Raw genomic sequence first — 26,205 nt, 5'->3', positions numbered from 1 at the left:
AGAGTGATCGAACGCCGCCCTAGCGCAGCCTGATCGTCAGCTCGCTTTCCGGGATCAGGCGCACCGAGAGCAGGTCCGCCACCTGCTCCTTGGCGGGCACGAGCGCCCTCGTCTTCTCGTCCAGATAGATGGGCGCGTCGGCGCGGAGCGGCATCACCGTGAGCGTCCACGGATGGCCGAGGCGGGCGGCGAAGCGACGCAGGCCGATGCGCCACACGCGCCCGTCCCAGAAGGCATCGTCGATCATCGTGGTGCCGTCGAACAGACGGCCGATATCGCCGCGATAATCGATCTCGAGGAAGGCATCGCCGCCCTTGGGCAGCGCGTCCGTCGTCACGCTGAACGTCCACGCCGCGTCCACGCGATGCGCTTCGTCCAGCGGCTGCATCGCGGCCTTGGCCGGACCGCCAATCTCCACCGGCGGCGCCTCGCCCGCCGCGCGCGACTGCTGCGGCGTGAGCGTCTGCGTCGCTGCCGCCGGGAGCCGCGCGATCATCGCCCCGTTCGCCCCGCTCCGCACGCCCGGCTGCTTCGCCAGTGACGGCACGGCCGGCCAGACGGCGAGCGGCACATCCCCGCCACCCCGCTTCCGCAGCGTGATCTGATCGCCGTCGAAGGTGAGATCGGCCGGGGTCAGCACCAGCCGGCGCTGGCCGCCGACCTCGCCGACCCACGCCTGCTTCGCCGAGGCCGGGTCCAGCACCAGCAGGCGCACGCGCCCACCATCCGCCTTGGTGACGGTCACGATCCGGTTCGGCGCGGGGATCACCTGCGCGATCAGCCTGCCGCCGTCCTCCGCACGCGTCGGCACGGAGACGGCGCGCACGCCCGCATCGAACGCCAGCTCCACCGGCCCCGGCTGCGTTGCGGCCAGCACATGGATCGGCCCATCGCGATCCTCCAGCCGCGTCATCGGCTGCGCCGTCGCCCAGGCCAGCCGGACGCCATCGAGATCCAGATCGATCGGCCAGAAGAAGCTCGCGCCCGAAGCGATGTCGATCGGCCGCGACGGCATCGTCACCGTCCGGCCCGGCAATTTCAGCGTGAAGCGCACCGCGCTCTGCTTCGCCATCGGGTATTGGCGGATGTGATTGTTCACGAACAGGAAGCCGCTGTCGCCAGCACTTCGGAGCGACCAACGCAGCGACGCGCGATCCCCCGGCCCGCTCGGCACGACGGCGGGCTCGTGCGGCACCATCGGCGCGAGCCGGTCGCCATAGGCCTCCAGAAAGGCGTGGAGCGGCCGGAGCGCGCCGTTGACCGGATTGATCTCGCCATATTGGCCGATCGGCGCCTGAAAGTCGTACCCGATCGCCGGCACGTCATTATAGCCGCCCGAGCGGCTCGACTCCTCCAGGGTGCGCCCGTGGGCGAGCGGGTTCGCGCCGCCGTGGAACATGTAATAGCCGAGCAGATTGACGCCGGAGCCCACCTGGGTCGTGACGGCGGCGGCGATATCCTCCGGCTGCAGGATCGGCCGGCGGCGATACATGGTGGGCACGCCGCCGCCATATTCCGCGCCGAGGAAGGGCGTGTCCGCGATATCGTCATCGGCGTCACCGCGCTTGGCCGATTTGGTCTGCGCGCCCAGATCGCCGCTCACCCGGCTGTGGAAGCGGAAGAGATAATTCTCCTTGGGCGGCAGCGCCGTCGTCTTCGCCGACCAGGGCTCGTCCGGATAACCGCCGAAGACGGGCAGCACCTGCCCACGCGGATAGATGGTGTGGTCCCAGCCCGTCACCGTATAGAGCGGGACATCGAAGCCCAGCTTCAGCGCGAGCGCCTTCAGCGCCTGGATATGATCGCGCCCCTGACCGGGGCCGTCGGTATTATATTCATTCTCCAGCTGGAAACCGACGACCGGCCCGCCTTCCTTCCACAATTGGCCCTTCAATTGATCGCCTATGCCGGACCAGAAGCGCTCGACCTGCGCGAGATAAGCGGGATCGTTGCTGCGCGGGCGGGTGGAACCCACGATCCAGTCCGGAATGCCGCCGAAGCGCGTCTCCGCATGCGCCCACGGGCCGGGGCGCACGAACAGCATCAGGCCATGCTTGGCGCAGAGTTGTGCGAAACGGCGGAGGTCATGATCGCCGGTCCAGTCGAGACGACCCGGCTCCTGCTCGATCTGGTTCCAGATGATGTAGGTGGCGACGATCGAGACGCCCGAGGCTTTCATCTTCGCCAGCTCGGCATCCCATTCGGCGGCGGGCGTGCGCGTGTAATGAAACTCGCCCATCACCGGCAGCCAGGGCTTGCCGTCGCGCAGCAGCTCCCGACTGTCGACGCCGAGCGTGCCATGCGGCCCTGCCCCTGTGCCCATTATGAGATGGCCGGAGCGTGGCTGTGGCGACGGGGCGGTCGCATCCACTGTGACGGTCGCGGCAAAGGCCGGTCCGGCCGCCAGCAATGCCAGTGCCGAGCCCCGAATGCCGCTGCGAAACGCCCTCATCATCGTCCTCCCCTGCCGGCGGATCCGGTCCGCCCGGCCCGTCCTGACCGGCCGGGCATATTCATATGATATGTCATACTTATTGTGCGACCGATCGATCCCGTGCGCAATGCGGAACGACGTAGGTCACTCCGGACCGCATCCCGATGCGCCCTCAGGGCCGACGACGACGCCCGCCACATTGCCATCCTAGGCCGTTGAGGGCAGAGCGGGCCGAAGCGCGCTGATCGATCGTCCACGATGCCCCACTCGAACCTTCTCGACCGCTACGGCTCCCAATTGCGCCAGGCCGCGCGGGTGCTGATCGGCTGCGCGCTGACCTACACGGCCTATCGCATGCTTCACCTCGCCCAGGGCTATTGGGCGGTGTTCACGGTGATCATCGTGCTGCAGGGCTCGATCGCCACCACGCTGGGCGCCGCGCTGGATCGGCTGTTCGGAACGATCGCCGGCGCGCTGATCGGCGGCATCGCCACGGTCGCGATCCAGCATGGCGATGTCACGATCGGCGTCGCCCTGGTCGTGGTGGTCGGCATCACGGCCTTTGCGGCGGCGGTGCGCCCGCAGCTCAAGGTGGCGCCCGTCACCGCCGCGATCCTGCTGCTCACGCAGCCGCAGGGAATGCCCGTCCTGCACTTCGTGATCGATCGCATCGTCGAGATCGCGCTGGGCGGGCTGATCGGCGTCGCGGTCAGCGTATTGGTTTTCCCGGCGCGCTCGCAACCGCTCGTCATCGCGCGCGCCGCCGCCGTGCTGGAGCAGATGCAGCGCATCCTCGGCGTTCTCGCCGCCGCCGTCGGGGATACGGGGACACCCGCCCTGGCCGGAGAGCATGGACCGCTGCGCGCCGCGCTCGGCGCGGTGGAGCAGGCCGCCCGCGATGCCGAACGCGAGCGCGCCTCCGGGCTGGCCTATGGCGCGCCGCCGCCCGTGATCGCGCGCGCGCTCTGGCGGATCCGCAACGACCTGATCCTCGTGGCACGCGCGATCGATCTGCCGCTTCCCGCGCCCGCCGCGCACCTCATCGCAGCGCCTGCCACCGCATTGCTGGCGGCCGAAGCCGAATATGCCGGGCGCTGCGCCACGGCGCTTCGTGCAGGCACGGCGGCGGCGACCGGCGACGAACAGCCTTTATATCAGGCCTTCGAGGAGGCGTTCGGCAGCCTGCGCCAGTCCGGCCTGATCCGGACAATGGATTTCGCCGATGCCGGCCGCGTCTTCGGCCTCGCCTTCGCGATCGAGATTCTCCACCGCGACCTCGCCGATCTGGGCGGCCGGCTGGGACAGGAGATCGGCAAGACCGGCGGCTGAGGGGGCGCGCTCAGGTTTATGGTTCCGGGCCATGATAAACGATGACCGCCAGGGGCCGACCCGACCCTCGCCATTGACTCCGTGCGGGGCCGTCTGCGACCCTGCGGGCAACGAGAGAAGGCATGAAGCAGAGCAGCGCCAGCCACGGAGAGTCGGTGTTCGAGGCGGTGCGGTCGCCGAGCAGCGCGGGCGTATCCGCGATCGCCGCATCGTGGTGCCGATCGGTCCTCGCCCACGGGCTGGACCCCGAGGATCGCGACCAGCGCGAGCGGATGGACGGCGCCGCGCTGGCGACGTTGCGCACCGAGCATGGCCTGATGCTCTCGGTCGCCGTGCCCGTGCTGGATCACATCTATCGCTCGGTCGCGCGATCGGGATGCGCGGTGATCCTGAGCGATGCGCGCGGCGTGATCCTGGAGCGTCGGGCGGGCGATGGCGATGCGGACGGGTTCTCCGCCGCCGGGCTGGTCGAGGGCGCGCGCTGGAGCGAGGCGGAGGAAGGGACCAACGGCATCGGCACCTGCCTGTTCGAGGGCAAGCCCGTGATCATCCACCGCGACCAGCATTTCGCCAGCCGCAACGTGCACATCAGCTGCATGGATGCGCCCGTGCACGATCCTTATGGCCGGCTGGCCGCCGCGCTCGACGTCTCCAGCTGTCGCGATGATCACAGCCCGGCGATGGCGGAGATGATCGCGGCCCTCGTCCGCGATGCCGCGCGCCAGATCGAACGCGACTTTTTCTGCCGCCATTTCGAGGGGCATCGCATCGTCCTGCTCTCCGACGATGCGGTGACGGGCACGGCGCTGCTGGCGGTGGACCGCGACGATCTGGTGATCGGCGCCAGCCGCGCCGCGCGGCTGCACTTGCGGCTGGAGGATGCCGCGCTGGCGACTCCGCGCGCGCTGGATCAGCTGCTGGGCGAACAGGCGCCGCTCTCGTTCGACGATGCCGATCGCGCCGTGCTGCGCCGCGCGCTGGCGCGCGCCAACGGCAATGCCAGCGAGGCCGCGCGCCTGCTCGGCATCGGCCGCGCGACCCTCTATCGGCGCATGGCGCGCGCCGGGATGAAGCACTGATCGTTTCCGGATCCCACCTGTCTCGATAGTGAGACGGATCCGGACCGCCGCGATTTTCCGGCTCTTTCGCCCGGCATCCCCCAGGTCCAACCTCCTCTCCAGACGCCGGGTCAAACGGCGCCGATCGAGAGATGAAGAGGATCAGGCACATGGATGCCATCATTCAGGACCGTCCGGCCACCACGCTCACGCCGCCGTTCGCAGCACGTTATGACAATTTCATCGGCGGCCGCTGGGCCGCGCCCAAGGCGGGCCGCTACTTCGAGAATATCTCCCCCATCACCGGCAAGGTCGTCGGCGAGATCGCCCGATCGCAGGCCGAGGATATCGAGGCCGCACTCGACGCCGCCCACAAGGCCAAGGACGCCTGGGGCCAGACCTCCGTCACCGAGCGCGCCCGCATCCTGAACCGCATCGCGGACCGGATGGAGCAGAATCTCGAGACACTCGCCACCGCCGAGACGTGGGACAATGGCAAGCCGCTGCGCGAGACAATGGCGGCGGACATTCCGCTCGCGATCGATCATTTCCGCTATTTCGCGGGCGCCATCCGCGCGCAGGAAGGCTCGCTCGGCGAGATCGACCACGACATGGTCGCCTATCATTTCCATGAGCCGCTGGGCGTGGTCGGCCAGATCATTCCGTGGAATTTCCCGCTGCTGATGGCGGCCTGGAAGATGGCGCCTGCGCTGGCCGCCGGAAACTGCATCGTGCTGAAGCCCGCCGAGCAGACCCCCGCCTCGATCATGGTGTGGATCGATCTGGTCGGCGATCTGCTGCCGCCCGGCGTACTGAACATCGTCAACGGCTTCGGGCTGGAGGCGGGCAAGCCCCTCGCCACCTCGCCCCGGATCGCGAAGATCGCCTTCACCGGCGAGACGACCACCGGCCGCCTGATCATGCAATATGCCAGCGAAAACCTGATCCCGGTCACGCTGGAGCTGGGCGGCAAATCGCCGAACATCTTCTTCGAGGATGTGGTGCGCGAGGATGACGATTATCTCGACAAGGCGATCGAGGGCTTCGTGATGTTCGCGCTCAACCAGGGCGAGGTCTGCACCTGCCCCAGCCGCGCGCTGGTGCACGAGAAGATCTACGACCGCTTCATGGAGCGCGCGCTGAAGCGCGTCGCCGCGATCGTGCAGGGCAGCCCGCTCGACATGGCGACGATGATCGGCGCGCAGGCCTCGTCCGAGCAGCGCGACAAGATCCTGTCCTATGTCGATATCGGCAAACAGGAAGGCGCGGAGCTGCTGATCGGCGGCGGCGCGGCCGATCTCGGCGGCGAGCTGGCGGGCGGCTATTATGTCCAGCCGACCGTGTTCCGCGGGCACAACAAGATGCGGATCTTCCAGGAGGAGATCTTCGGCCCGGTCCTGTCCGTCACCACCTTCAAGGACGCGGCCGACGCGCTCGCGATCGCCAACGACACGCTTTACGGCCTCGGCGCGGGCGTGTGGAGCCGCGATGCCAACACCTGTTACCGCTTCGGCCGCGCGATCCAGGCCGGGCGCGTCTGGACCAACTGCTACCACGCTTACCCCGCCCATGCGGCGTTCGGCGGCTACAAACAGTCCGGCATCGGGCGCGAAAACCATAAGATGATGCTGGATCACTATCAGCAGACCAAGAACATGCTCGTCAGTTACAGCCCGAAGAAGCTCGGCTTCTTCTGACTGTCCCCCCGCGCCCGGCCGCTCCCCATCCTCACGGCCGGGCGCACCCTTTTCCAGACGTTCCAGACAAAGGAGAGAGACCATGGCGAAGACCATGAAGGCCGCCGTCGTGCGCGAATTCGGCAAGCCCCTCACCATCGATGAAGTGCCCGTGCCGGAGGTCGGCCCCGGCCAGATCCAGGTCGCGATCCAGGCGTCGGGCGTGTGCCACACCGATCTTCATGCCGCCGAGGGCGACTGGCCGGTCAAGCCCAATCCGCCCTTCATTCCCGGCCACGAGGGCGTCGGCTTCGTCAGCCAGGTCGGCGCGGGCGTGAAGCATGTGAAGGAGGGCGACCGCGTGGGCGTGCCGTGGCTCTACAGCGCGTGCGGGCATTGCGTGCACTGCCTGGGCGGCTGGGAGACTTTGTGCGAAACACAGCTCAACACCGGCTATTCGATCAATGGCGGCTTCGCCGATTATGTGATCGCCGATCCCAATTATGTCGGCCACCTGCCCAGCTCGATCAGCTTCGCCGAGATCGCGCCCGTCCTCTGCGCCGGTGTCACGGTCTATAAGGGCCTGAAGATGACGGACACCAAGCCGGGCGACTTCGTCGCGATCAGCGGCATTGGCGGCCTCGGCCACATGGCCGTGCAATATGCGGTCGCGATGGGGCTGAACGTGGCGGCGATCGACATCGATGATGCGAAGCTGGATCTCGCGCGCCGGCTGGGCGCGACCGTGACGGTCAATGCCCGCAACGAGGATCCGGCGACGATCATCAAGCGCGAGACGGGTGGCGGCGTGAACGGCGTGCTCGTCACCGCCGTCAGCCCCAAGGCGTTCGAGCAGGCGATCGGGGTAACGGCGCGCGGCGGCACCGTGGCGCTGAACGGCCTGCCGCCGGGCGATTTCCCGCTCAACATCTTCGGCCTCGTGCTGAACGGCATCACCGTGCGCGGATCGATCGTCGGCACGCGCCTGGATCTGCAGGAATCGATCGACTTCGCCGCACAGGGCAAGGTGAAGGCCACGGTGGAGACCGCGAAGCTGGCGGACATCAACAAAATCTTCGATCGCATGCACAAGGGCCAGATCGAAGGGCGCGTGGTGATGGATCTGGTGGGCTAGACAGAAGCCTTATCCTACCTTCCCGTTTGCACTGAGCTTGTCGAAGTGCCGTTCTTCTTTAGCTATGCCGAAGAGGAGAAGGACGGTGCTTCGACAGGCTCAGCACGAACGGGTTTGGAAAGGTCAGATCGTCATCCGACAGCAGGAGGCGGAGCATGGCGCATGAGGCAGCCGGAATCGAACGGGTCGTCGCCACCCAGGCGGCGCTGGCGTTGCTGGACGAGATCCGCGCCGATCATGGGCCGGTGCTGTTCCATCAGTCGGGCGGATGCTGCGATGGCTCCTCCCCCATGTGCTATCCGGCCGGCGACTTCCGCCTCGGCGAGGGCGACATCTTGCTGGGCGAGGTCGGCGGCGCGCCCGTCTATATCGGCCGCGCGCAAGGCGAGGCCTGGGCGCACACGCAATTGATCCTCGATGTCGTTGCCGGGCGTGGCGGCATGTTCAGCCTCGACAATGGCCGCGAGAAACGCTTCCTGACGCGCGGCCGGGTGTTCACCGACGCGGAACGCGACTGGCTGCGCACCCACGCCTGAATCCTCGCGGCCGGGCCGCCAACCGGGCGTGTTTGTCGCGACGCCCTCGCCCCACCCTCCTCCGCGTGGACCACCTCGCCCGCTCATCGCAACACCGGGATCGACAACCCGCACGTCCAAGGCCGCGCGCCTAGGTTTGGGCGAAGTTTTTCTTTTTTGCCTATCGATAAAGTAGGATTTAGCCGCCCTCCCCACAAAATCGCAAAAAAACGGGGATTTATGGGACGCTACAGCTTTTTCCTGGCGCCTTTCGCGCTGCTTTCCAGCACGTCCGTGATCGCTCAGGCGGCGATCCAGAGCGCACCGGCGCCATCGCCCTCCGCCAAGACCGACGGTGCGGACGAGAAGGGCGCCGATGAGAAGGAAGTCGTCGTCACCGGCATTCGCCAGAGCCTGGCCGGCGCGCTGACCGCGAAGCGGAATGCCCCGCAGGTGATCGACGCCATTTCGGCCGAGGATACCGGCAAATTCCCCGACAAGAACATCGCCGAGGCGCTCCAGCGCGTCACCGGCGTCCAGCTCACCCGCGCAGGCGGCGAGGGCTCCAGCATCACGATCCGGGGCGCCGACGCCTCGCTCAACCGCGTCGAGATCAACGGGCAGACCGCGCTTTCCACCAGCATCGCCGCCGCCGCGGGCAATGGCAGCAACCGGCAGGTGGATTTCCGCGATTTGCCGACCGAGTTCCTCTCGCGCGTCGAGGTGGTGAAATCCGCGACGGCGGACATGACCGAAGGCGGCCTGGGCGGCACGGTGCGCGTCATCACCCGGCGGCCGTTCGATACGAAGGACGGCTATCTCGCGGGATCCGCGCAGGGCATCTACAATCAGCTGGCCAAGACCGCCGATCCCCGGCTGGCGCTGATCGGCAGCAAGCTGTTCGCCCATGACACGCTGGGCGTGCTGCTGTCGGGCACGTACGAAAAGCGCACGATCCGCTACGATCAGGCGCGCACGACCGGCTGGCGTCAGGTGGAGACGGTGCAGCCCGCGACGCCCGCCGCGCAGAATTGCCTGAGCGGACGCAATCAGGCCCGCTGCGTCGATGTCGACAAGAGCGGCTTCGGCGATTTCTATCCCGATATCCCGCGCTACATCCAGTCGAACGAGCCGACCAAGCGTTACGCCCTGAACGGCATCGTCGAGTGGCGCCCGGAGCCGAACTTCAAGGCCTATGTCGAAGGCACCTTCACCCGCAGCGATACGCGCTCCGACGATCAGTATCTCCAGATCGGCACGACCCAGGCGGTGGCCAATGGCGGCATCGATACCGGCAGCGTCGCCATCGCCGACGAAACCGCGCGCACGGTGACGTTCGTCAACGGGCTCAACGCGCCGTCCGGCCTCGCCGTCAATTATCGCAGCGTGATCGGCAGCCTCAACCGGCGGACGTTCAACGGCATCGCCGGATCCGAATGGACGCTGGGCCGCCTGACGCTGTCGGCGCGCGGCACCTATGCGAAATCGCGCGTCTTCAACAACGAGGTGGACCTCACCGCCACCGTTTCCGGCCGGGACGCCCTGCCCTGGATCAAGATCGATTACAGCAATCCGCAGCAGGGCCCCAACATCATCCTGCCGATCGATCCGACCTCGACCGCAGGCGTCAACACGCTCTCCGCCGAGGCGCGGCCACGGATCAACCGGCAGCGCGAGGTGGGCGGCAAGTTCGATGCCGAGTTCAAGCCCGAAAGCGCCAGCATCTTCCAGTCGTTCAAGGCCGGCGTGGAGGCGCGCAACCTCACCTCCAGCAGCACCTTTTTCAACTCGGTCTACACGCTGAACGGCGTCACCGGGCAGACCACCCGCACGCAATCGGGCGTGACGGGCACGCAGATCCTCTCCACCACCACGCCGGCCGCCATGCTCGGCCAGATCCAGAGCCTGCTGGGCGCCCACGCCACCGTGGGCGACGGCAGCTTCTTCCGCACCGGCGACCTCGGCTTCAGCGGGATCGATCGCTGGCTGAATCTCGGCCAGCCCCTCGCCGACGCGATCGGCGTGCCCGATCCCTATGGCAGCGCCTCGCCGCTCGATACCTATCGGGTGAAGGAGGAGAATATCGCCGGCTATCTGCAGACGGCGGTGAAGGCCGACGTGGGCATCGATCTGTCCGGCGTGTTCGGCGTGCGCCTCGCCCACACGCGCACCATCTCCTACGGCAGCCAGAGCGCGAACAATGTGATCACGCCGGTGCGCTACAGCGGCAGCTATACGGTGGCTTTGCCCTCGGCCAATCTGCGCGCCGAAATCATCCCGAACAAGCTGGTGCTGCGCGCGACCGCGACCGACGTGCTCGCCCGCCCCGCCCCGTCGCAGCAGGCGCCAAACGTCCGCCTCGATCCGGTGGCGCTGACGGGATCGCGCGGCAATCCGGGGCTGAAGCCCTATCGCGCCTGGCAATATGATCTCGGCGCCGAATATTACATGTCGCGCACCGATTATGTGTCGCTCACCGGTTTCCGCAAGGACATCACGTCCTTCATCGACACGCGCATCCAGGAAGAGACAATCAACGGGCAGACCTATGCGATCAGCCTGCCCGTGAACGGAACCCAGCATGTTACGATCCAGGGTTTCGAGGCGGGCGCGCAGGTGACGTTCGGCTTCCTGCCGGGCCTCCTCCACAATCTCGGCACCGTGCTGAACTACACCTACATGCACGACAGCGGCTATGAAGGGCGCGACTATTTCACCCGCGACAAGCTGCCCTTTCCGGGCGTCTCCCACAACAGCTACAACGCGTCACTCTTCTACGACGACGGGCATGTCGCGATCCGCGGATCCTATAACTGGCGCAGCCGCTTCCTGATCAACGCGCAGGATCGCGGCAACAATCCCTCGTTCGGAGAAGCCTTCGGCCAGTTCGACGCGTCGCTCAGCTACGTCGTCAACAAGCACTTCTCCGTGTTTCTGGAGGGCGTGAACCTGACGGACGCCACCCGGATCGAGGATGCGAACAGCATCTATCGCCGCAACGTGATCGAAACCTACGGCCGCCGCGTCTATTTCGGCATCCGGGGAAAATTGTGACGCGGGCCTGACCCAAGGCCGGAGGCGTCGCTCGCCCAAAGCCAGAGCGCGCCTCCGCATCCCGAAGCGCGATTCAAGCCCTTGATATCGGAATGGAATGGTGCCGGCTGAGGGGATCGAACCCCCGACCTTCGGTTTACAAAACCGCTGCACTACCGCTGTGCTAAGCCGGCCCGTGGGGCAATGCCCCGTCGCATGACGTGCGCTCCATGCGTCAGCGAACGCCGAACGTCCAGCCTTCGGTGTCGCGAACGGGCTCCAGATCGTGCGGATGCCACAGATCCGGATCGACGGCGGCGCGGCGCAGCCAGGCGGCGGTGAGCAGGGCATCGCCGCTGTGATCGTCGATCGCGCCCGCGCCGGGCACGGGCGCCGAGGCGATGGCCGGCGCCGTCAGCGCCCGGTTCAGCGCCTCGATCGAGCGCAGCTTCGTGCCGCCCGTCACGCCCGCCCGGCGCGCGGCGATGCTCGTATAGATTTCCACCAGCAGCGCGTCCTCCTCCGGCACGGGATCGAACGGCCAGAACGGAATGCGCCCGTCCAGCGCATGCAGCACGCGCATCCCGGTCAGGCTCGATCGCCCGACCTGCGAGGCGCCGACGAGGTTGAAGCAGGAATAAGGCCGCACGCCCTGCGCGCGCGCTGCCACCTCGGTCGCGCGCATCCGGCCGTTGCCCGCCGTGCGAAACCGCGCGCCCGTCCGCATCCCGATCCGGAAATGCGCGGCATGATCCGCCACGAAATGCGAGACGGCATGATGCGCCTGCCCGGCCGAGCCCGCCTCGACATAGGCCCATAAGGCCCGCGCGTCGGCCGGGGCGGTCCCCTCGCCCGGCAGGAAGGCGCCCTCGTCGGCGAAGGGCAGGGACGGCGAGAGATCGAGCCCGATCAGCATCCGGCGCGGGGCCTGCGCGATCAGCCAGTCCAGCACCTCCTGCCGCGACCAGCGCCCGCGCGGCGGGATCACCAGGCTGGGCGCCTCTTCGCCCGCCTTGCAGGTGGCGATGGCGATTCCCTTCAGCCGATCGCCCACCGCGCCCGACCAGTCGATGCAGGCGAAGCGGTCGAAGCGGTCGAAGCGGTGTGTCATCGCCCGCGCCTCCTTACCATCCGAGCCGATCAGGCCGCAGGCACCGCCGTGTTGAACAGTCGGCAATCGGAGCGGCCATTACCGCTCAGCTTCGCGCCGTTGGACACTGTGAAGTCCGTCCGCTGCCGGATATTATACGCCTCGAACACATGGATGCTGGAGGTGGCGAAGGAATAAAAGGGCACCATCGGCCGATAGGTGTAGAATACCTCCACCACCATCACCGCCGTGCCGCCCGCCGCCGAGATCTGCTGCCCGGCCGGGCCCATGCCATCCAGGATAGAATTCTTCTCGACCGCGCCGTGATCGGCGTTGGTCTTGCTGTCGAGATCGACTACGGCGACGCCGCTGCCGTTCGTCGGCACGCCATAGCTGGAGGTGCGCGAGAGCGCCCCCGCGCAGCGCTGCCAGCGGATCCACTGGCGATAGCCGTTGGGATTGCCGGGCGAGGTGGCGCCCGTCCCGTTGCTGCCGCTGGTGTTGGTGCGCTGCTCCAGATCGCTCAGGATGATGCGGCCGTTGGCGGCGAAATCGCTGCCGCCCATCAGCTTGCCGCCGATCATGATCTCGTTCACGTCGGTCTCGTCCAGACCCTGGCGCACGCGGCCGGCATTGTCGGCGACGGCGGCCGCGATCTGGTTCATCCGCAGCACGGTGAGCGAATAGCGCGCCACTTCCAGCCCGCCCAGCCCGACCAGCAGGACGAGCGGCAGGGCCAGCCCCATCTCGACCAGCACCACGCCCCGTTCGGCCCCACGCAGGCGGCGCAGCGACGCGCTCATGTGCAGACCGTCACGGGCTGCGGCTGGGCCGAATAAGGCTGGTTCCGCATCATCATCGTCGCGCTGACGGTTTCGGTACTGGGCCAGCCGAGGAACCCGCGCAGCGGCATCAGCGCCGGATAGGTGACGGTGGCGACATAATAGACGATGTCGTCGCCCCCGCCATTGCCAGCGGAGCCGCCGTCGCTGTCCCAAATGCCATTCCCGTTCAGATCGGTGAAGCAGTCGCCAGCATTGTAGGTGCCGATCGGCGCCTTATCCGTCGTGATCGGCTCGGGCTTGGCGACCTGCGAGAAATCGTCATAGCTTTTGGGCACGACCTGAACCTGCGCGCCCGGCAGGATCCGCTTCATCCGGTCCGTCACGAAGTTGGTGATGCTCGTCGTGGTGACGCCACCCACCGTCACCCTGCGCGCGGCCTGGTCCATCGTCCCCTGCAGCTGGGACGAGAGATAGCTGCGAAAGCCGAGATCGATCAGCGTGAGCAGCATCAGCACCACGGGCACGGACACGAGCGCGAACTCGACGGCGGCGACGCCCCTGCCGTCGCGCGCCAGCCGGCGCAGGCGGACGCACCCGGAGAGGGGCATCATTGCGTGAGCCTCATCGCGCCGATGCTCTTGCCGATCTGGACGAACTTGGTCGTCAGGTCCGCCGAATTGGCCGAGGTGGAGGCCTGTCCCGAATTGCTCGCGCAATTGGTGAGGTTGGTGTCCAGCGAGCTGGCGAAGGCGACCACCCAGATCGAGACGCCGCGATTCTTCACGGCGCTGCACATCAGGTTGAAGCGCTGCTGGTGGCGCGAATCCTGATCGGCCTTGCTCGTCCAGCCGCCGGTGACGCGCTTGTCATATTGCTCCACGCCATAGGCGCTGTAGAGCGTGGGGCCGGTATCGAGCAGGCCATCCGTCATGAAGATCACGAAGCGGTTGGTCGGCATGCCATTGTAGGTCGAGGGGCTGTCCGCGAAGATGCCCGCGCTGGAGATCATCCGCGCGCCCCAGATCATGCCCAAATCGTGATATGTACCACCATCCGGCGAAAGAGCCTGCAGGTAGGTATCGAGATCCGACCGCGTCCAGGCCTGCAGGCGCTTTGCGGGCTGCGGACAGGCGACCTGGAGTTTGGAGTAACTGGCGTAAGAAGGATCGTAAGGCGGCCAGCGCGTTGCATCGCTGTCCGGCTTGCGATCAATGTCGAGATCATAAGCGGCAGCCGGAATCGCCGATGTCGAGGCCGTGATCGTCGATGTCGTCTGTCGCTCCTCGATACAGCCGCCCCAACTGCTGGAGGTGAACCAGTTCGGATTGCTCGTGCTGTGTGTGACGCTGATAGCTTGGTATCCGCCGGTACAACCGTTGTTACTGCTGTAGTTGGAGCACTTCTGATACGGTGCCGGATTGCGGATATAGCTACTGTCGACCCCATAGATCAGCTTTCCGACGTTCACAGTGCTGGAATAAGGCACGATCGAAAAGCGCATCCGCATGTTCGCTGCCGCCAGCTGCGTCTGGATCGGCGCCAGCTGATCGTACAGCGCCAGCACGGCGGCGCGCAGCCCCTCGATCTTGGTCTGCGTATCCTTGGACGTAGCCTTGTCGGCCATCGAACCCGTCGTATCGAGGACCAGCACGATATCGGTGTTCACGAAATTCTGCTCGGCGGTGCAGGTCGTCGCCACCGCCATCGGCGGGAAGCCGAACAGGCCCATGATCGTCAGCCGCAGGGTCGTGCTGGCGGAGACGGTCACCACCTTCGTCGTGGTGCCCGTCACCGTCACGATCGGCGTGAACGGCGCGGTGCCGAAGCTGCCCTGCTGGAAATTGAAGGTGAAGAATTTCTGCGCCTCGGCCGTCGCCGTATCCGTCGTCTGGCCCTGGCTGAACGCCCAGCGCCCCGCGAGCGAGGCCGCGTCGCACGCCTGCTGCATGCGCGACCGCGCGACATAGACCCGGCCGATATCGACGCCGGAGCCGATCAACGCGAGCATCGGCAGCAGGAACGCCGCCGTCAGGATCAGCACATTTCCCCGGTTATCCGGGAAAAATGCGCGCACCCTCCTCATCAACCATTCGCGTCTGAAAGGGTTACGCACACGCCCGCCTTGCTCTGTCGAGAGACGCGGTTACCGGAGGATCGATTAAAACGGCGTAACCGAATGGTTCGTTTCGGCGGCGTCGCCCCCTACACATTCTCTGACGTGAAGGTCTCGAACGGCAGGATCCCGCTCCTGCGCCCGCTCTGGTTCTGCCCGACCAGCGCCAGCGCCATCATTTCGACGGCGGTCTTCGCCATCTGCCCGGCCGGGTGGGACAGGACCACCCGGATCACCCCGTCCGTCAGGGCCTCGCGCGTTTCCTCGGTCAGTTCGTTCACGACGACGACCGGCCCCTCCTCCGCGCCGCCCCGCGCGCGCAGCGCGGCGATGACGCCGCCGATACCGCCGCCCGCCACATAGATTCCGGCAAGGTCCGGTTCGTCGCGCAGCAGCGCTTCGGTGATCGAAAAGGCCTGTGCGTCATCCTCCAGCGTCGGAGCCGTCTGGAGCAGGCGGACGTCCGGCGCATGCTCGCGCAGATAGCCCCGAAAGCCCGTCTCGGCGAGATCCTGGCTCATGTAGCGGGCGTTCCCGACGATGACCGCGACCGGCCCCGCCCGACGGGCCAGACCCTTCACGAACCAGCCGGCCGTCCGGCCCTTCTTCAGATCGTCGATCCCGATATGCCCCACCACCCCCGCGGCGCTCAGGTCGGTCACGAGCGTGAACACCTGCACCCCGTCCGCCGCGAGCATGTCCACCGCATGGTTGATCCGGGGATGATCGGCGGCGACGAGCGCCACCGCATCCACCTCGCGGCTCAGGGCCATCAGATGATCGACGACGTTGTCCGGCGTCAGATCCTCCACGAAGCGGACGACCGGCCGGCCGTGGATGATCGTGCTGGCGCGCGTGGCCTCGGCGAGATGCTCGCCCCACAGCCGATATTCCTTCTGGCCGGGCCGCTGGAGGAGGAAGCCGAGGCGGCCGACGGGCCGCGAATTGGCCACGCGATGGCGGATCGCGGTCAGCCCGCGAAAGCCGATCCGCTCGGCCGCCTCCAGCACGCGATCCGCCGTGACCTGCCGAACCGGATGCCGCCCGTTAAGCACCCGGTCCACGGTGGAGACGCTGACCCCGGCCGCGCTCGCCAGATCGACGATCGTCCGACGCTCCGCTGTCTCCATCTCATCGCCCTTTCGAAAGCCTCATTTCATGACATCTATCATGACATAAAAAGACAGAAAATGCGAGCCTAGGCTTGAACGATCCGGTCCAGACGCCAAGGACCGTGCCGTGGCTTCGGCCACCACCCCCATCAGATACCGGACCCCAGCCATCCCCGTAAAATCCGAAGCCCTTGCCGGCGCCCTTCGCGGCCGGCCGGCCTATCTCCCGATGCGCGCTTTGCTCCTCGGCCTGCCCGCCGTGGCGAGCGCGTCCCATGCCGAATCGGTGGCCCAGCGGGACGAGCCGCCGGCATCGCACGGGGATCCTCTCTCCGCTTATGAGGGCTGGAAGGGGCGCCTCAGGCAAAAGGGCCTGACCTTCGATCTCAATTATACGTCCGAGGATCTCGTCGCGGTGCGCGGCGGAAACAGCGACGCGGTCGTGCATGCCGGCCAGCTCTCCTTCACCGGCCAGGCCGACATGGATCGGCTCGCGGGATGGGGCGGCGCGGCGATCACGCTGTCGGTCTCGAAGCGCGACGGGCAAGGGATCAACACCCGCTCCGGCATCGGCGCGCTGCTGGGGCCGCAGGAGATTTACGGGCGGGGCAACGTCACCCGCATCTCGCAATTCTGGCTCGATCAGGATCTCGCCGGCAAGCGGCTGTCGATCCGGATCGGACGGGTCAATCCAGGCAGCGACTTCGAGGAGTTCGACTGCAATTTCATCAACCTGTCCTATTGCGGCAATCAGGTCGGCAACATCGTCTCGGATTATTGGTACAATTATCCGATCAGCCAGTGGGGCGCGATCGCCAAGGCCCGCATCGGCGGCACCACCTCGTTCAAGGTCGGCGCCTATCAGGTCAATCCGAACAATCTGAAACTCGGCTTCTTCTCGCCTTTCGATCCTTCGCACGGCACCGGCACGCTCATTCCCTTCGAATTCGGCTGGACCCCGCTGCGCGGCGCGGCCGGCAACACCACCCTGAAGCTGGGCGGATGGTATAGCACGGCCGCGCGCAACGACGTCTATCTGGACCGGAACCGGGCCAGCGCCGCGCAGACCGCCGCACCCTTCCTGGAGCGCTCGGGATCCTATGGCGGCTATGCCAGCTTCGTCGCGCGCATGCCGATCGGCGAACGCGACGGGCCGGGCACCGTCATGGTCTTCGCCAACGCCACGCTGGCGGATACGCGCACCAGCCTCGTCGATCAGAGCTTCGCCGCCGGCATCGTCTATACCGGCGCCTTGGCGGCCCGGCCCAAGGACGAGATCGGCATCGCCGTCAGCTACAATCACCTGAACCAGCGCGTCGCCGATTATCGCAGGGAGCGGCTGCTCAACGGCACCGGCACGGACATGCCCGGCGTCGGCGAGAATGTGGTGGAGCTTTATTACGGCATCCAGGTCACGCGCTTCCTCAAATTCCGCCCCGATATCCAGTGGATCCGTCGCCCGGGGGGCATCGCCGCCAACCGCGACGCGATCATCACCGGCGCACGCACGTCGATTGGTTTCTGATGCGGAACAGCTGTCAAAATGACAGATTCTGTCAAAATTGTCACAAGAACGTTGCCTGGCTGCCGGCACGGCCATATGCGGCCCGCCACCAAGACAGACCAAACATACGGCCATCGGGAACTCGTGGGAGCCTCAGGTCGCAGGCCGGCTCCGCGATGGGCCCATCTCTGCGCCCGCCGCTCGCCCGCTTCCCCGGTTCGGCACTGAAGCAAAAGGCGGTTTGATGAGGCGGCGCGAAATCCTTTCCCTCGGTGTCGCGGTCGGGGCGGTCCCGGCCGCCCGGCTGCTCGCCGCCGAGATGGACGCCTTCCCGCACGACATGGCGCTCGATCCCGCCTTCGTTCCGAAGCCGGCGCCGGGCGGCGCGCCGCAGGTCCTCACGCGGGACATCGATCGGCGCACCATCACGGCCGTGTTCGATCGGTTCATTCCGGGCGACGAGCTGGGGCCGTCCGCCAGCGCGGCGGGCTGTGTCGAATTCCTCGACGCGCAGCTTGCCGGCCCGTTCGGCCAGGGCGCCACGCTCTACCGGGCCGGGCCGAAGGCGGTGGGCGAGGATGCGCTGATGCAGAAGCCGCAGTTCATCGCGACCCCGCGCGAACGCTACGAAACCGGCCTGCGCGCGCTGGAGGCCTATGCCCGCCGCACCCATCAGGGCTCCTTCGCCGACCTGAAGCCCGAGCAGCAGGACGCGATCCTGACCGGGATGGAAAAAGGCGAGATCGAACTCGCGCCGGAGGTCAATACGCGCGCCTTCTTCGAGCTGATGCTGGCCAATGCGCGCGAAGGCTATTTCGCTGATCCGCTCTATGGCGGCAACAAGGACATGGCCGGCTGGAAGATGATCGGCTTCCCCGGCGCCCGCTACGATTACCGTCTCTATGCCGATCGGACCGGCGAAGATCTGGGCCTCGAGCCCGTCAGCCTTGTCCCGAAGGCCTGAGCGCCTCTCCCGGTCGGCGAAGACCCCCAGCAAGGCAAGATGATATGGTGAGCAAGCGCCCCAAGGCGGACGTGGTGGTGGTGGGGCTCGGCTGGTCCGGCTCCCTCATGGCGGAGGAACTGACCCGCGCCGGCCTGAACGTGGTGGCGATCGATCGCGGCCCGTGGATCGACACGTCGACGCATACGCCCCCCGCCGTCGATCCGGACGAGCTGCGCTGGGGCCAGCGCAAGGAATTCCTGTCGCCGCCGCGCGACAACACCGTCACCTTCCGCAACCATGCCGGCCAGACGGCGGCGCCGCTGCGCGACTACGGCATCTTCGAGCTGGGGCGCGGCGTCGGCGGCGCGGGCTTCCACTGGGCCGGCATGGCCTGGCGCTTCTCGCCCTGGGATTTCGAGGTCCGCTCCAGGACGATCGAGCGCTACGGCCGCCGGAAGGCCGAAGACGGCGAGATGCAGCTGCAGGACTGGGGCGTCACCTACGACACGCTGGAGCCCTTCTACGATCAGTGGGAGCGCATCGCCGGCATCTCCGGAAAGGCGGGCAACATCAAGGGGCAGATCCAGCCCGGCGGCAATCCGTTCGAAGGGCCGCGCGCGCGCGATTATCCGACGCCCAAGCTCAAGACCCTGCGGATCATGGAGCTGTTCAACAAAGCCACCACGGACATGGGGCTGCACCCCTTCACGATTCCGTGCGCGAACATCTCCGAACCTTATACCAACCCGCTCGGCGTCAGCATGGGCGCCTGCACCTATTGCGGCTTCTGCCTGGCTTATGGCTGCGGCAATTTCTCCAAGTCCAGCCCGCAGGCGTGCATCTTCCCGGTGCTGGTGCGCCGCCCGAACTTCAAGGTCATCACCCGATCCTGCGTCACCAAGGTGAATAAGTCGTCGGACGGAAAGACCGTCACCGGCGTCACCTTCATCGACGAGAATGGCCACGAGTGGGAGCAGCCGGCCGATATCGTCTGCCTCACCGCCTTCCAGGTGGACAATGTCCGCATCCTGCTCAATTCGGGCGTCGGCAAGACCTATGATCCGAAGAGCGGCGAAGGCACGATCGGCCGCAATTTCAGCTTCCAGACCGTCTCCGGCACCGACATGTGGTTCGAGGACGAGCATATCAATCCGTTCATCGGCACAGGCGGTCTCGGCTCGCAGATCGACGATTATAACGGCGACAATTTCGACCATTCGAAGCTGGATTTCATCGGTGGCGCCGGCATCCTCACGCTCGCCCGCGACGGCGCGCCGATCGCCAAGGCGGCCGCCTTGCCAGAAGGATCTCCGCGCTGGGGCAGCGGCTTCAAGAAGGCCTATGCCAAATATTACCGGAATTACGGGACGATCTTCAATCAGGGCTGCTCGATGCCCACGCGATCCGCGACGCTGGATCTCGACCCCACCTATCGCGACAAATTCGGCGTGCCGCTGCTGCGGCTGACCTACGATTATGCGCAGAGCGACCGCAACATGGCGAAGTTTACGATGGACCGCGCCGTGGAGATCGCCCGCGCGATGGGCGCGGCGCACGTCACCGGCTTCAACTTCGCGGACAAGGCCTTCTCCACCGCCGTCATCGCCTCCGATCACGTGATCGGAGGCGCGGTGATGGGCGACGATCCGGCGACGTCCGCGGTCAATCCGTGGCTGCAGAGCTGGGACGCGCACAACCTGTTCGTCGTCGGCGCATCGGCCTTCCCCAACAATGCCGGTTACAATCCGACCGGCACCGTCGGCGCGCTGGCGATCCGCACCGCGCAGGCCATCCACCAGACCTACGTGCGCAATCCCGCACGGCTCGCCTGAGGCTGACCTATGAGCAAGACCAGGAAACGCATCGCGCTCGGCGCCGGTGCCGCAGCGCTCATCGCCGCCGCCGGGATCGGCATCTGGGGCCATCGCGCGCTCGATACGTCGCGCTCCGCCGTGGCCGATGCGACGGTCCAGCTGGCGGATGTGCGGTCCGCCGATCGCGCGGCGATCCGGCGCGGCGAATATGTGATGCGCGCCGCCGACTGCGCGGCCTGCCACAACGGGACCAAAGGCGTTTTCGCCGGCGGCTATCGGTTCGATACGAATTTCGGCACGGTGCTGTCCTCGAACATCACCCCGGATCGAAAGACCGGCATCGGCACGATGACCGAGCGGGCCTTCTTCAACGCCGTGCGCCACGGCCAGGGATCGAAGGGCCTGCTCTACCCGGCCATGCCCTACACCGCCTATGCCCGGCTGACCGACCGCGACATGCATGATCTGTGGGCCTATATGTCCACCGTCGCCCCGATCTCCAACGCGGTCGACGAGAATGCGGGGATGATGTTCCCGTTCAACATCCGCCTCGCTTTGGCGGGCTGGGACATGCTGTTCTTCGATCCCGCCCCGTATCGCCCGACGGCCGGCCGGTCCGCCGAATGGGAACGCGGACGCTATCTGGTGGACGGCGGCGGCCATTGCTCGGTCTGCCACAGTCCGCGCAACATGCTGGGCGCGGAGAAGCAGAGCCGCTACCTTGAGGGTGCCCGGATCGGTTTCTGGCATGCGCCCGATCTCACCGCGAACGCCCATGTCGGCCTGGGCCGCGATACGGACGCGGACATCGTCGAATATCTGAAGACGGGCGGCAACAGGACCGCCATCGCCGCCGGCCCCATGGCCGAGGTGGTCGAACATTCGCTGCAATATCTCTCCGACGCGGACCTCACGGCGATGGCGATCTATCTCAAGTCGCTGCCCGCCTCGAACAATCCGCGCCCGGATCCGATCGGCGCCGAACCCCCCGCGATGAAGCGCGCGGCGTTGCGCTACGAGGTCAATTGCTCGGCCTGCCACGGCGTGCGCGGCGAGGGCATGGGCGATATGGTGCCGCCGTTCGCCGGCAATCAGGCGCTGCAATCGGCGGATGCGAGCAGCCTGATCCAGGTGATGCTGGTGGGTGGCCGGGCCGCCTCCACGCACCATAAGCCGACCGGCGCGGGCATGCCCTCCTTCGCGTGGAAGATGGATGATCGGCAGATCGCCGAAACGCTCGATTATGTCCGCAACAGCTGGGGCAATGCGGCCAGGCCCGTCCGCGAGGCCGATGTCGCGAGGATGCGCAAGGCGGCCAGCGCGGCCACCTCGCTTCCCGCCAACTGACGCCGGCTTCGGAGCAGGCTGTCCGTGAACAATTCGCCCTCAGGTCATCCGCTGCCGGTGACCTGAGGACGGTCTGCCCGTCACGAACAGGCGCGGCTCAGCGCCAGTGCGCGTCGCGCGACGTGTGGCCGATGCCGGGATTGAAGGCGTTGCACGGATCCAGCGCGCGATAATGTTCGGCCAGCGCCGGCTTGGCAGCGTAGAGATGGCCGACATTATGCTCGGCCGGAAACTCCGCGCCGCGCGTCTCCAATATGTCCAGCATCCGGTGTTCCAGCGCGTGCACGTCCACGCCCTTCTCGACGATATAGTCCTGATGGAAGACGTGGCAGAAGAAATGCCCGTAATAGAGCGCGCGGATGATCGGCTTCGCGATGTCGCCCGGCAGCGTTTCGAACCAGTCGCGGTCGTCGCGGCGCAGCGCGATGTCGAGCGCGACGATATCCTCCACCTCCTGCGGATGGACCGCGCGATAGCGCACCGCCGCGCCCGCGACCGCGAAGCGATGCAGGAAGGCGGCGGTCGCCTCGTCAGGCGTGCATTCGAACATGTCTCCGGAGGCGCTCGGAAAGATCGCGGCCAGATGCGCGCGCGCCTCGGCGATCCCGTCGCCCGCCATCTTGAGGATCAGATGATGTTCGTAACGCTCCCGCCAGGCGCGCATCCGCTTCGGCAGGTGGCTCGGGAACAGCCGGCTCGCGCCCTGCAGCAGCCGATCGCCCAGATGCGGCGCGATCGCATCGATCCGGCTCTTGAGTGCGAACAGCCGGGGCAGGCGATCGGTGCCGAGATGCTTGATCGCGAGATAGGTGTCCTTGCCGTAGACGGCCGCCACGTCGAAGGCGTCGCGGTGGATATATTCCCCCGCCACCGGCAGCGACGCGAAACCGCCGAGGATCGCGCGACGCAGCGACGTCAGCTCGGCGGTGTCGTTGGTGCCGATATAGAAGGTCGCGGTCTCCGCCTCCCTGGCGAACGTGTCGAGCCGCACCGCGAGCAGCATCACCTTGCCCGCGCTGCCGGAGGCTTCGAACAGCCGGGTCGGATCGGCATTGAAGCGCGCGGGCGTATCCGCGTCGATCTGGCGCACATGCGCGCCATAGCCGTGATCGGAGGCCGCACGGTTCGGGGTTTCGATGTCGGCGGCGGAGAAATCACCGGCTTCGACGCGGCGCAGGATCGTCTCGGGATCGTCGCCCAGTGCTATGCCGAGATGATTGACGAGATGCAGCACCCCGTCGGCATCGAGCCGCGCGTAGAGCGCCAGTTCGGTATAAGCGGGACCGCGCTGGACCAGGGATCCGCCCGAATTGTTGCAGACCCCGCCGAACACCGAGGCGCCGATGCAGGACGAGCCGATCACCGAATGCGGTTCGCGGCCGATCGGGGCGAGCCTCCGCTCGAGATCGTAGAGCGTGGTGCCCGGCAGGCAGACCACCTGGGTGCCGCCACCGATCAGGTGAAGACCGTGGATGCGCAGCGTGTTGATGAGGACGACCGGCCGGTCATACTCGCCGTGCGGCGTCGATCCGCCGGTGAGCCCGGTATTGGCGGACTGCATGATGACGATCACGTTCGCCGCCACGCAGGCCTGCAGCGTGCGCCATTGCTCGACGAGCGACCCCGGCCGCACGACTGCCATCACCGGTCCGGAACCGAAGCGATAGCCGGTCGCGAAGCGGCGCGTCCGCGCGTCTCCCGTCAGGACATGAGCGCCGCCGACGATGGCGCGCAGTCCGGCGATCAGCGTGTCACGGGTGATGGTCATCGGACATCGTCTTTCGCCTGTCGTCGCGCCTGCAGAAAGTGCGCGGCATTACTCACCTAGATAGACCTTCCAACGCAACGCCCGATCCCCTAACAGGCGCCATCCCCGGGGGGCCGCTGACGCGCGGCTGAGAGGTGGGCAGCAGCTCACGACCCGCTGAACCTGATCCGGTTGATACCGGCGTAGGGAGGGCTGGCGGTCGTTCCGTTGTCCCTCCGAGTGGAGTGGACCTGATTGGTGACCGGTAGGTTTTCGCGCATCGCAATGATTTCGCCCGTGGTTCTGGCCGCGCTGTCCCCGGCTCCGGCGGCGGCGGCCGATCGTGGCGAAGCGGACGACATACAGGTCGTCGGCCATCCCGATCCCGAAGGGCTGCTGCCCGATCAGACCGTGGCCAAGGCGCAAAGCACGATCGCCGCCGCGTTCATCACCAAGCAGGCGCCGACGCTCAACGCCTTTCAGCTCGTCAACCTGATGCCCGGCGCGAACGTCTCGTCGAGCGATCCCTACGGCCTGTCGACCAGTTCCAGCCTCACGCTGCGCGGCCTCGGTCAGGACGAGATCGGCGTGCTGATGGAAGGCGCCCCGCAGAACGACATCGGCTATTATTATGCCTATCCGTCGCAGTTCGCCGACGCGGAGAATGTGCGGCAGGTAACGCTGGCCCAGGGGGCGGCGGACATAGATTCTCCCACCGTCGGCGGTGCGGGCGGCCTGCTCTCGCTCTCGCTCGACGATCCGAAAACGCAGACCGGAATGCTCGTCAATCTCTCGGCGGGGTCCTATGCCGCGCTCCGCGGCTTCGTGCGGCTCGATACGGGCGCGATCGGCCGGACCGGGCTCAGGGCCTTCCTCTCTTATTCGCAGACGCGCGCGGACAATTGGCGCGGCGCCGGACATGACACGCGCCGCCATGTCGATGCCAAATTGCTCGGCGAGTGGGGCGACGGCAATCGCGCGAGCCTCGCTCTGTCCTTCAACGACGCCAATTCCTCGACCTATCCCAGCCCTACGCTGGAGGAGTGGCGGGCCGAGGGGCGCGGCTTCAATTTCGACCGGCGGTACAGCGCGGGAAACACGAATTACTGGGAATTGTATCGGGCGCCGTTCCGCAATCTCTACGCCGCCGCGCCGGTCCATCTGAAGCTCGGCGATCGGCTGACGTTCGACGGCACCTCCTATCTCCAGTTCGGCTACGGCAATTCGCCCTATGGAACGCAACTGACCACGACCGGCAATTTCCTCGGCAACGAGGCGCTGGCCGATCCGATCGCGCTGCCGGGCGCCGTCGACGGCGTCGCCACCGTGCTCGGCAATTATACCGGCGATCAGATGCGGGCCGGGCAGGTCGGCAAGCTGACGCGCCAGGCCGGCGCGCACCGGATCAGCGCGGGCCTGTGGTTCGATTACGGCACGGATCGCGTCACCCAATCCTATACCGCGATCGATGCGGACGGGCGGCCGACCGATCGCTGGGGATATCGCCGCAAAGCGATCCGCACCGCCGACGGCCGCCTGCTCGCTTATGAGAACCAGCGCACCGTGACGGTGACCAAGGGCTTTTTCGTTGCCGACAGCATCGCCATCACGTCGCGCCTGACGCTCGATGCCGGGTTCAAGGGCGTCGATCTCCTGCGCAACGGCCGCAACTATTTGCCCGGCCCGCAAACCAGGGTCCATATCGACAGCTTCGCGGCGCTGCCGCGCGCATCGGTGCGCTATCAGGTCGACGATCGCCAGCAGCTGTTCGCGAACGTGACGACCAATTTCCGGACGCCCAACGAGTTCACGCTCTACGACAGCTATTATGGCGGCGTGCGCGACGGCGAGGGGACGGCGGCGGTCAAGAACGAATATTCTGTCTCGCAGGAGGTAGGCTACCGCTATATCGGGCCCAGTTTCTCGGCATCGGTGACCGGCTTCCACTACCAATTCCGCAACCGGCAGCTGGCGACGGTGGTGGAAAGCGGCGGTCCGCAGGTCAATTCCACGCTGAACGCCGGCGGCCAGACATCGTACGGCGTGGATGCGGAGATCGACTATCGCCCGGCCAGGGGCGTCAGCATCTATGTCTCGGGCGAATATCTGCACGCCCGGATCGACGACGATCTGCCCGTGGGCGGGGATTTTCTCCCCACCAAAGGCCGGCACGCGGTTTCCGCGCCGACCCTGCAATTCGGCCTCGGCAGCACCTATGACGACGGCCACCTGTTCGGCAGCAGCGCGGTCAAATATGTCGGCCGGCAATATGCGACCTTCATGAACGACGAGAGCATCGCCGGATATGCGACGCTCGACATGTCGATCGGCGTGCATCTGGCGGACTGGCTCGACGGCAAACGCACCGATCTGCGCCTGAACGCGATCAACATCACGAACCCGCATGTGCTCTCGGGCGTGCAGGCGGTCACCACCAATGCGCACGATACGGTGGGGCGCGGCGGGACGATCATCTCCGGCACCGCGCCCGCTTATTATGTGGGCAGCGGGCGCGCCGTCATGGCGACGCTGTCGCGTGCCTTCTGACCGCGCATCTGACCGAATGA

Annotated in this window: 18 protein-coding genes, 1 tRNA gene and 1 riboswitch; of the genes, 11 read left to right on the top strand and 8 right to left on the bottom strand. The window is 66.6% G+C overall.

Features of this window, described 5'->3' with window-relative positions; all coding sequences use genetic code 11:
• Positions 1 to 19: 19 nt before the first annotated feature.
• A complete protein-coding gene (locus tag HL653_RS09045) occupies positions 20 to 2,455 on the bottom strand; it encodes a beta-galactosidase (RefSeq protein ID WP_253717785.1) in 2,436 nt (811 codons plus the stop codon).
• Between the two features lie 237 nt (positions 2,456 to 2,692).
• On the opposite strand from HL653_RS09045, the gene HL653_RS09040 reads away from it, so the two are divergent.
• The 6 genes from HL653_RS09040 to HL653_RS09015 all read left to right on the top strand — a co-directional run bounded on the left by HL653_RS09040 (position 2,693) and on the right by HL653_RS09015 (position 11,201).
• Entirely contained in the window at positions 2,693 to 3,763 is a 1,071-nt protein-coding gene (locus HL653_RS09040) for an FUSC family protein (RefSeq protein ID WP_171744233.1), read from the top strand.
• Between the two features lie 122 nt (positions 3,764 to 3,885).
• Positions 3,886 to 4,842, top strand: a complete 957-nt coding sequence (locus HL653_RS09035) for a GAF domain-containing protein (RefSeq protein ID WP_171744232.1) — start codon at positions 3,886 to 3,888, stop codon at positions 4,840 to 4,842.
• Between the two features lie 149 nt (positions 4,843 to 4,991).
• Positions 4,992 to 6,518 (top strand): aldehyde dehydrogenase, encoded by a 1,527-nt coding sequence (gene adh / locus HL653_RS09030; protein ID WP_171744231.1) that lies wholly within the window; start codon positions 4,992 to 4,994, stop codon positions 6,516 to 6,518.
• 82 nt (positions 6,519 to 6,600) lie between these two features.
• Positions 6,601 to 7,632, top strand: coding sequence for an alcohol dehydrogenase AdhP (adhP, locus tag HL653_RS09025; RefSeq protein ID WP_171744230.1), 1,032 nt, complete (start codon positions 6,601 to 6,603; stop codon positions 7,630 to 7,632).
• A 155-nt stretch (positions 7,633 to 7,787) separates the two neighbouring features.
• Positions 7,788 to 8,168, top strand: coding sequence for a DUF779 domain-containing protein (locus HL653_RS09020; RefSeq protein ID WP_171744229.1), 381 nt, complete (start codon positions 7,788 to 7,790; stop codon positions 8,166 to 8,168).
• A gap of 219 nt (positions 8,169 to 8,387) precedes the next feature.
• Positions 8,388 to 11,201 (top strand): TonB-dependent receptor, encoded by a 2,814-nt coding sequence (locus HL653_RS09015; RefSeq protein WP_171744228.1) that lies wholly within the window; start codon positions 8,388 to 8,390, stop codon positions 11,199 to 11,201.
• Positions 11,202 to 11,299: 98 nt separating this feature from the next.
• Here HL653_RS09015 and HL653_RS09010 read toward each other — a convergent pair.
• The 6 genes from HL653_RS09010 to HL653_RS08985 form a co-directional block, all read right to left on the bottom strand.
• A tRNA-Thr gene (locus tag HL653_RS09010) sits at positions 11,300 to 11,374 on the bottom strand.
• Between the two features lie 41 nt (positions 11,375 to 11,415).
• Positions 11,416 to 12,291 carry a hypothetical protein gene (locus tag HL653_RS09005; RefSeq protein ID WP_171744227.1) on the bottom strand — a complete coding sequence of 292 codons (876 nt, stop codon included), beginning with the start codon at positions 12,289 to 12,291 and terminating at the stop codon, positions 11,416 to 11,418.
• Between the two features lie 29 nt (positions 12,292 to 12,320).
• Positions 12,321 to 13,073, bottom strand: a complete 753-nt coding sequence (locus HL653_RS09000; RefSeq protein ID WP_171744226.1) for a TadE/TadG family type IV pilus assembly protein — start codon at positions 13,071 to 13,073, stop codon at positions 12,321 to 12,323.
• Complete coding sequence (locus HL653_RS08995) at positions 13,070 to 13,666, bottom strand: TadE/TadG family type IV pilus assembly protein (RefSeq protein ID WP_171744225.1); 597 nt, start codon at positions 13,664 to 13,666, stop codon at positions 13,070 to 13,072. The genes HL653_RS09000 and HL653_RS08995 overlap by 4 nt, the downstream gene beginning before the upstream one ends.
• On the bottom strand, positions 13,663 to 15,138 hold the full coding sequence (locus HL653_RS08990) for a TadE/TadG family type IV pilus assembly protein (protein ID WP_171744224.1): 1,476 nt from the start codon (positions 15,136 to 15,138) through the stop codon (positions 13,663 to 13,665). The genes HL653_RS08995 and HL653_RS08990 overlap by 4 nt, the downstream gene beginning before the upstream one ends.
• 119 nt (positions 15,139 to 15,257) lie before the next feature.
• Positions 15,258 to 16,298 carry a LacI family DNA-binding transcriptional regulator gene (locus HL653_RS08985; protein ID WP_171744223.1) on the bottom strand — a complete coding sequence of 347 codons (1,041 nt, stop codon included), beginning with the start codon at positions 16,296 to 16,298 and terminating at the stop codon, positions 15,258 to 15,260.
• A gap of 211 nt (positions 16,299 to 16,509) precedes the next feature.
• Between HL653_RS08985 and HL653_RS08980 the strand changes: the two genes are divergently transcribed.
• The 4 genes from HL653_RS08980 (at position 16,510) to HL653_RS08965 (ending at position 21,891) form a co-directional block, all read left to right on the top strand.
• Positions 16,510 to 17,805 (top strand): carbohydrate porin, encoded by a 1,296-nt coding sequence (locus HL653_RS08980; protein WP_171744222.1) that lies wholly within the window; start codon positions 16,510 to 16,512, stop codon positions 17,803 to 17,805.
• Positions 17,806 to 18,028: 223 nt separating this feature from the next.
• Positions 18,029 to 18,748 (top strand): gluconate 2-dehydrogenase subunit 3 family protein, encoded by a 720-nt coding sequence (locus HL653_RS08975; RefSeq protein WP_171744221.1) that lies wholly within the window; start codon positions 18,029 to 18,031, stop codon positions 18,746 to 18,748.
• Positions 18,749 to 18,792: 44 nt separating this feature from the next.
• Positions 18,793 to 20,562, top strand: coding sequence for a GMC family oxidoreductase (locus tag HL653_RS08970; protein WP_171744220.1), 1,770 nt, complete (start codon positions 18,793 to 18,795; stop codon positions 20,560 to 20,562).
• Between the two features lie 9 nt (positions 20,563 to 20,571).
• Positions 20,572 to 21,891, top strand: a complete 1,320-nt coding sequence (locus HL653_RS08965; RefSeq protein ID WP_171744219.1) for a c-type cytochrome — start codon at positions 20,572 to 20,574, stop codon at positions 21,889 to 21,891.
• A 97-nt stretch (positions 21,892 to 21,988) separates the two neighbouring features.
• Here HL653_RS08965 and dld read toward each other — a convergent pair whose 3' ends face one another.
• Positions 21,989 to 23,659 carry a D-lactate dehydrogenase gene (dld, locus tag HL653_RS08960; protein ID WP_171744218.1) on the bottom strand — a complete coding sequence of 557 codons (1,671 nt, stop codon included), beginning with the start codon at positions 23,657 to 23,659 and terminating at the stop codon, positions 21,989 to 21,991.
• Between the two features lie 96 nt (positions 23,660 to 23,755).
• Positions 23,756 to 23,865, top strand: a riboswitch (TPP riboswitch).
• Positions 23,866 to 23,923: 58 nt separating this feature from the next.
• Here dld and HL653_RS08955 point away from each other — a divergent pair.
• Positions 23,924 to 26,185: a TonB-dependent receptor gene (locus tag HL653_RS08955; RefSeq protein WP_171746867.1), complete on the top strand. Its 2,262-nt coding sequence runs from the start codon at positions 23,924 to 23,926 to the stop codon at positions 26,183 to 26,185.
• The last annotated feature ends 20 nt before the right edge of the window (positions 26,186 to 26,205 follow it).

It is taken from the genome of Sphingomonas sp. AP4-R1, from assembly GCF_013113735.1.
GTDB lineage: Bacteria > Pseudomonadota > Alphaproteobacteria > Sphingomonadales > Sphingomonadaceae > Sphingomonas_I.
The sequence above is the reverse complement of the archived record's forward strand: the minus strand, read 5'-3'. Positions and strand labels throughout refer to the sequence as shown.

What these genes read in the sequence shown, in the direction of transcription:
- HL653_RS09045 (WP_253717785.1), bottom strand. Translation starts at nt 2,455, where the DNA reads ATGATGAGGGCGTTTCGCAGCGGCATTCGGGGCTCGGCACTGGCATTG.
- HL653_RS09040 (WP_171744233.1), top strand. Translation starts at nt 2,693, where the DNA reads ATGCCCCACTCGAACCTTCTCGACCGCTACGGCTCCCAATTGCGCCAG.
- HL653_RS09035 (WP_171744232.1), top strand. Translation starts at nt 3,886, where the DNA reads ATGAAGCAGAGCAGCGCCAGCCACGGAGAGTCGGTGTTCGAGGCGGTG.
- adh (WP_171744231.1), top strand. Translation starts at nt 4,992, where the DNA reads ATGGATGCCATCATTCAGGACCGTCCGGCCACCACGCTCACGCCGCCG.
- adhP (WP_171744230.1), top strand. Translation starts at nt 6,601, where the DNA reads ATGGCGAAGACCATGAAGGCCGCCGTCGTGCGCGAATTCGGCAAGCCC.
- HL653_RS09020 (WP_171744229.1), top strand. Translation starts at nt 7,788, where the DNA reads ATGGCGCATGAGGCAGCCGGAATCGAACGGGTCGTCGCCACCCAGGCG.
- HL653_RS09015 (WP_171744228.1), top strand. Translation starts at nt 8,388, where the DNA reads ATGGGACGCTACAGCTTTTTCCTGGCGCCTTTCGCGCTGCTTTCCAGC.
- HL653_RS09005 (WP_171744227.1), bottom strand. Translation starts at nt 12,291, where the DNA reads ATGACACACCGCTTCGACCGCTTCGACCGCTTCGCCTGCATCGACTGG.
- HL653_RS09000 (WP_171744226.1), bottom strand. Translation starts at nt 13,073, where the DNA reads ATGAGCGCGTCGCTGCGCCGCCTGCGTGGGGCCGAACGGGGCGTGGTG.
- HL653_RS08995 (WP_171744225.1), bottom strand. Translation starts at nt 13,666, where the DNA reads ATGATGCCCCTCTCCGGGTGCGTCCGCCTGCGCCGGCTGGCGCGCGAC.
- HL653_RS08990 (WP_171744224.1), bottom strand. Translation starts at nt 15,138, where the DNA reads ATGAGGAGGGTGCGCGCATTTTTCCCGGATAACCGGGGAAATGTGCTG.
- HL653_RS08985 (WP_171744223.1), bottom strand. Translation starts at nt 16,298, where the DNA reads ATGGAGACAGCGGAGCGTCGGACGATCGTCGATCTGGCGAGCGCGGCC.
- HL653_RS08980 (WP_171744222.1), top strand. Translation starts at nt 16,510, where the DNA reads ATGCGCGCTTTGCTCCTCGGCCTGCCCGCCGTGGCGAGCGCGTCCCAT.
- HL653_RS08975 (WP_171744221.1), top strand. Translation starts at nt 18,029, where the DNA reads ATGAGGCGGCGCGAAATCCTTTCCCTCGGTGTCGCGGTCGGGGCGGTC.
- HL653_RS08970 (WP_171744220.1), top strand. Translation starts at nt 18,793, where the DNA reads ATGGTGAGCAAGCGCCCCAAGGCGGACGTGGTGGTGGTGGGGCTCGGC.
- HL653_RS08965 (WP_171744219.1), top strand. Translation starts at nt 20,572, where the DNA reads ATGAGCAAGACCAGGAAACGCATCGCGCTCGGCGCCGGTGCCGCAGCG.
- dld (WP_171744218.1), bottom strand. Translation starts at nt 23,659, where the DNA reads ATGACCATCACCCGTGACACGCTGATCGCCGGACTGCGCGCCATCGTC.
- HL653_RS08955 (WP_171746867.1), top strand. Translation starts at nt 23,924, where the DNA reads ATGATTTCGCCCGTGGTTCTGGCCGCGCTGTCCCCGGCTCCGGCGGCG.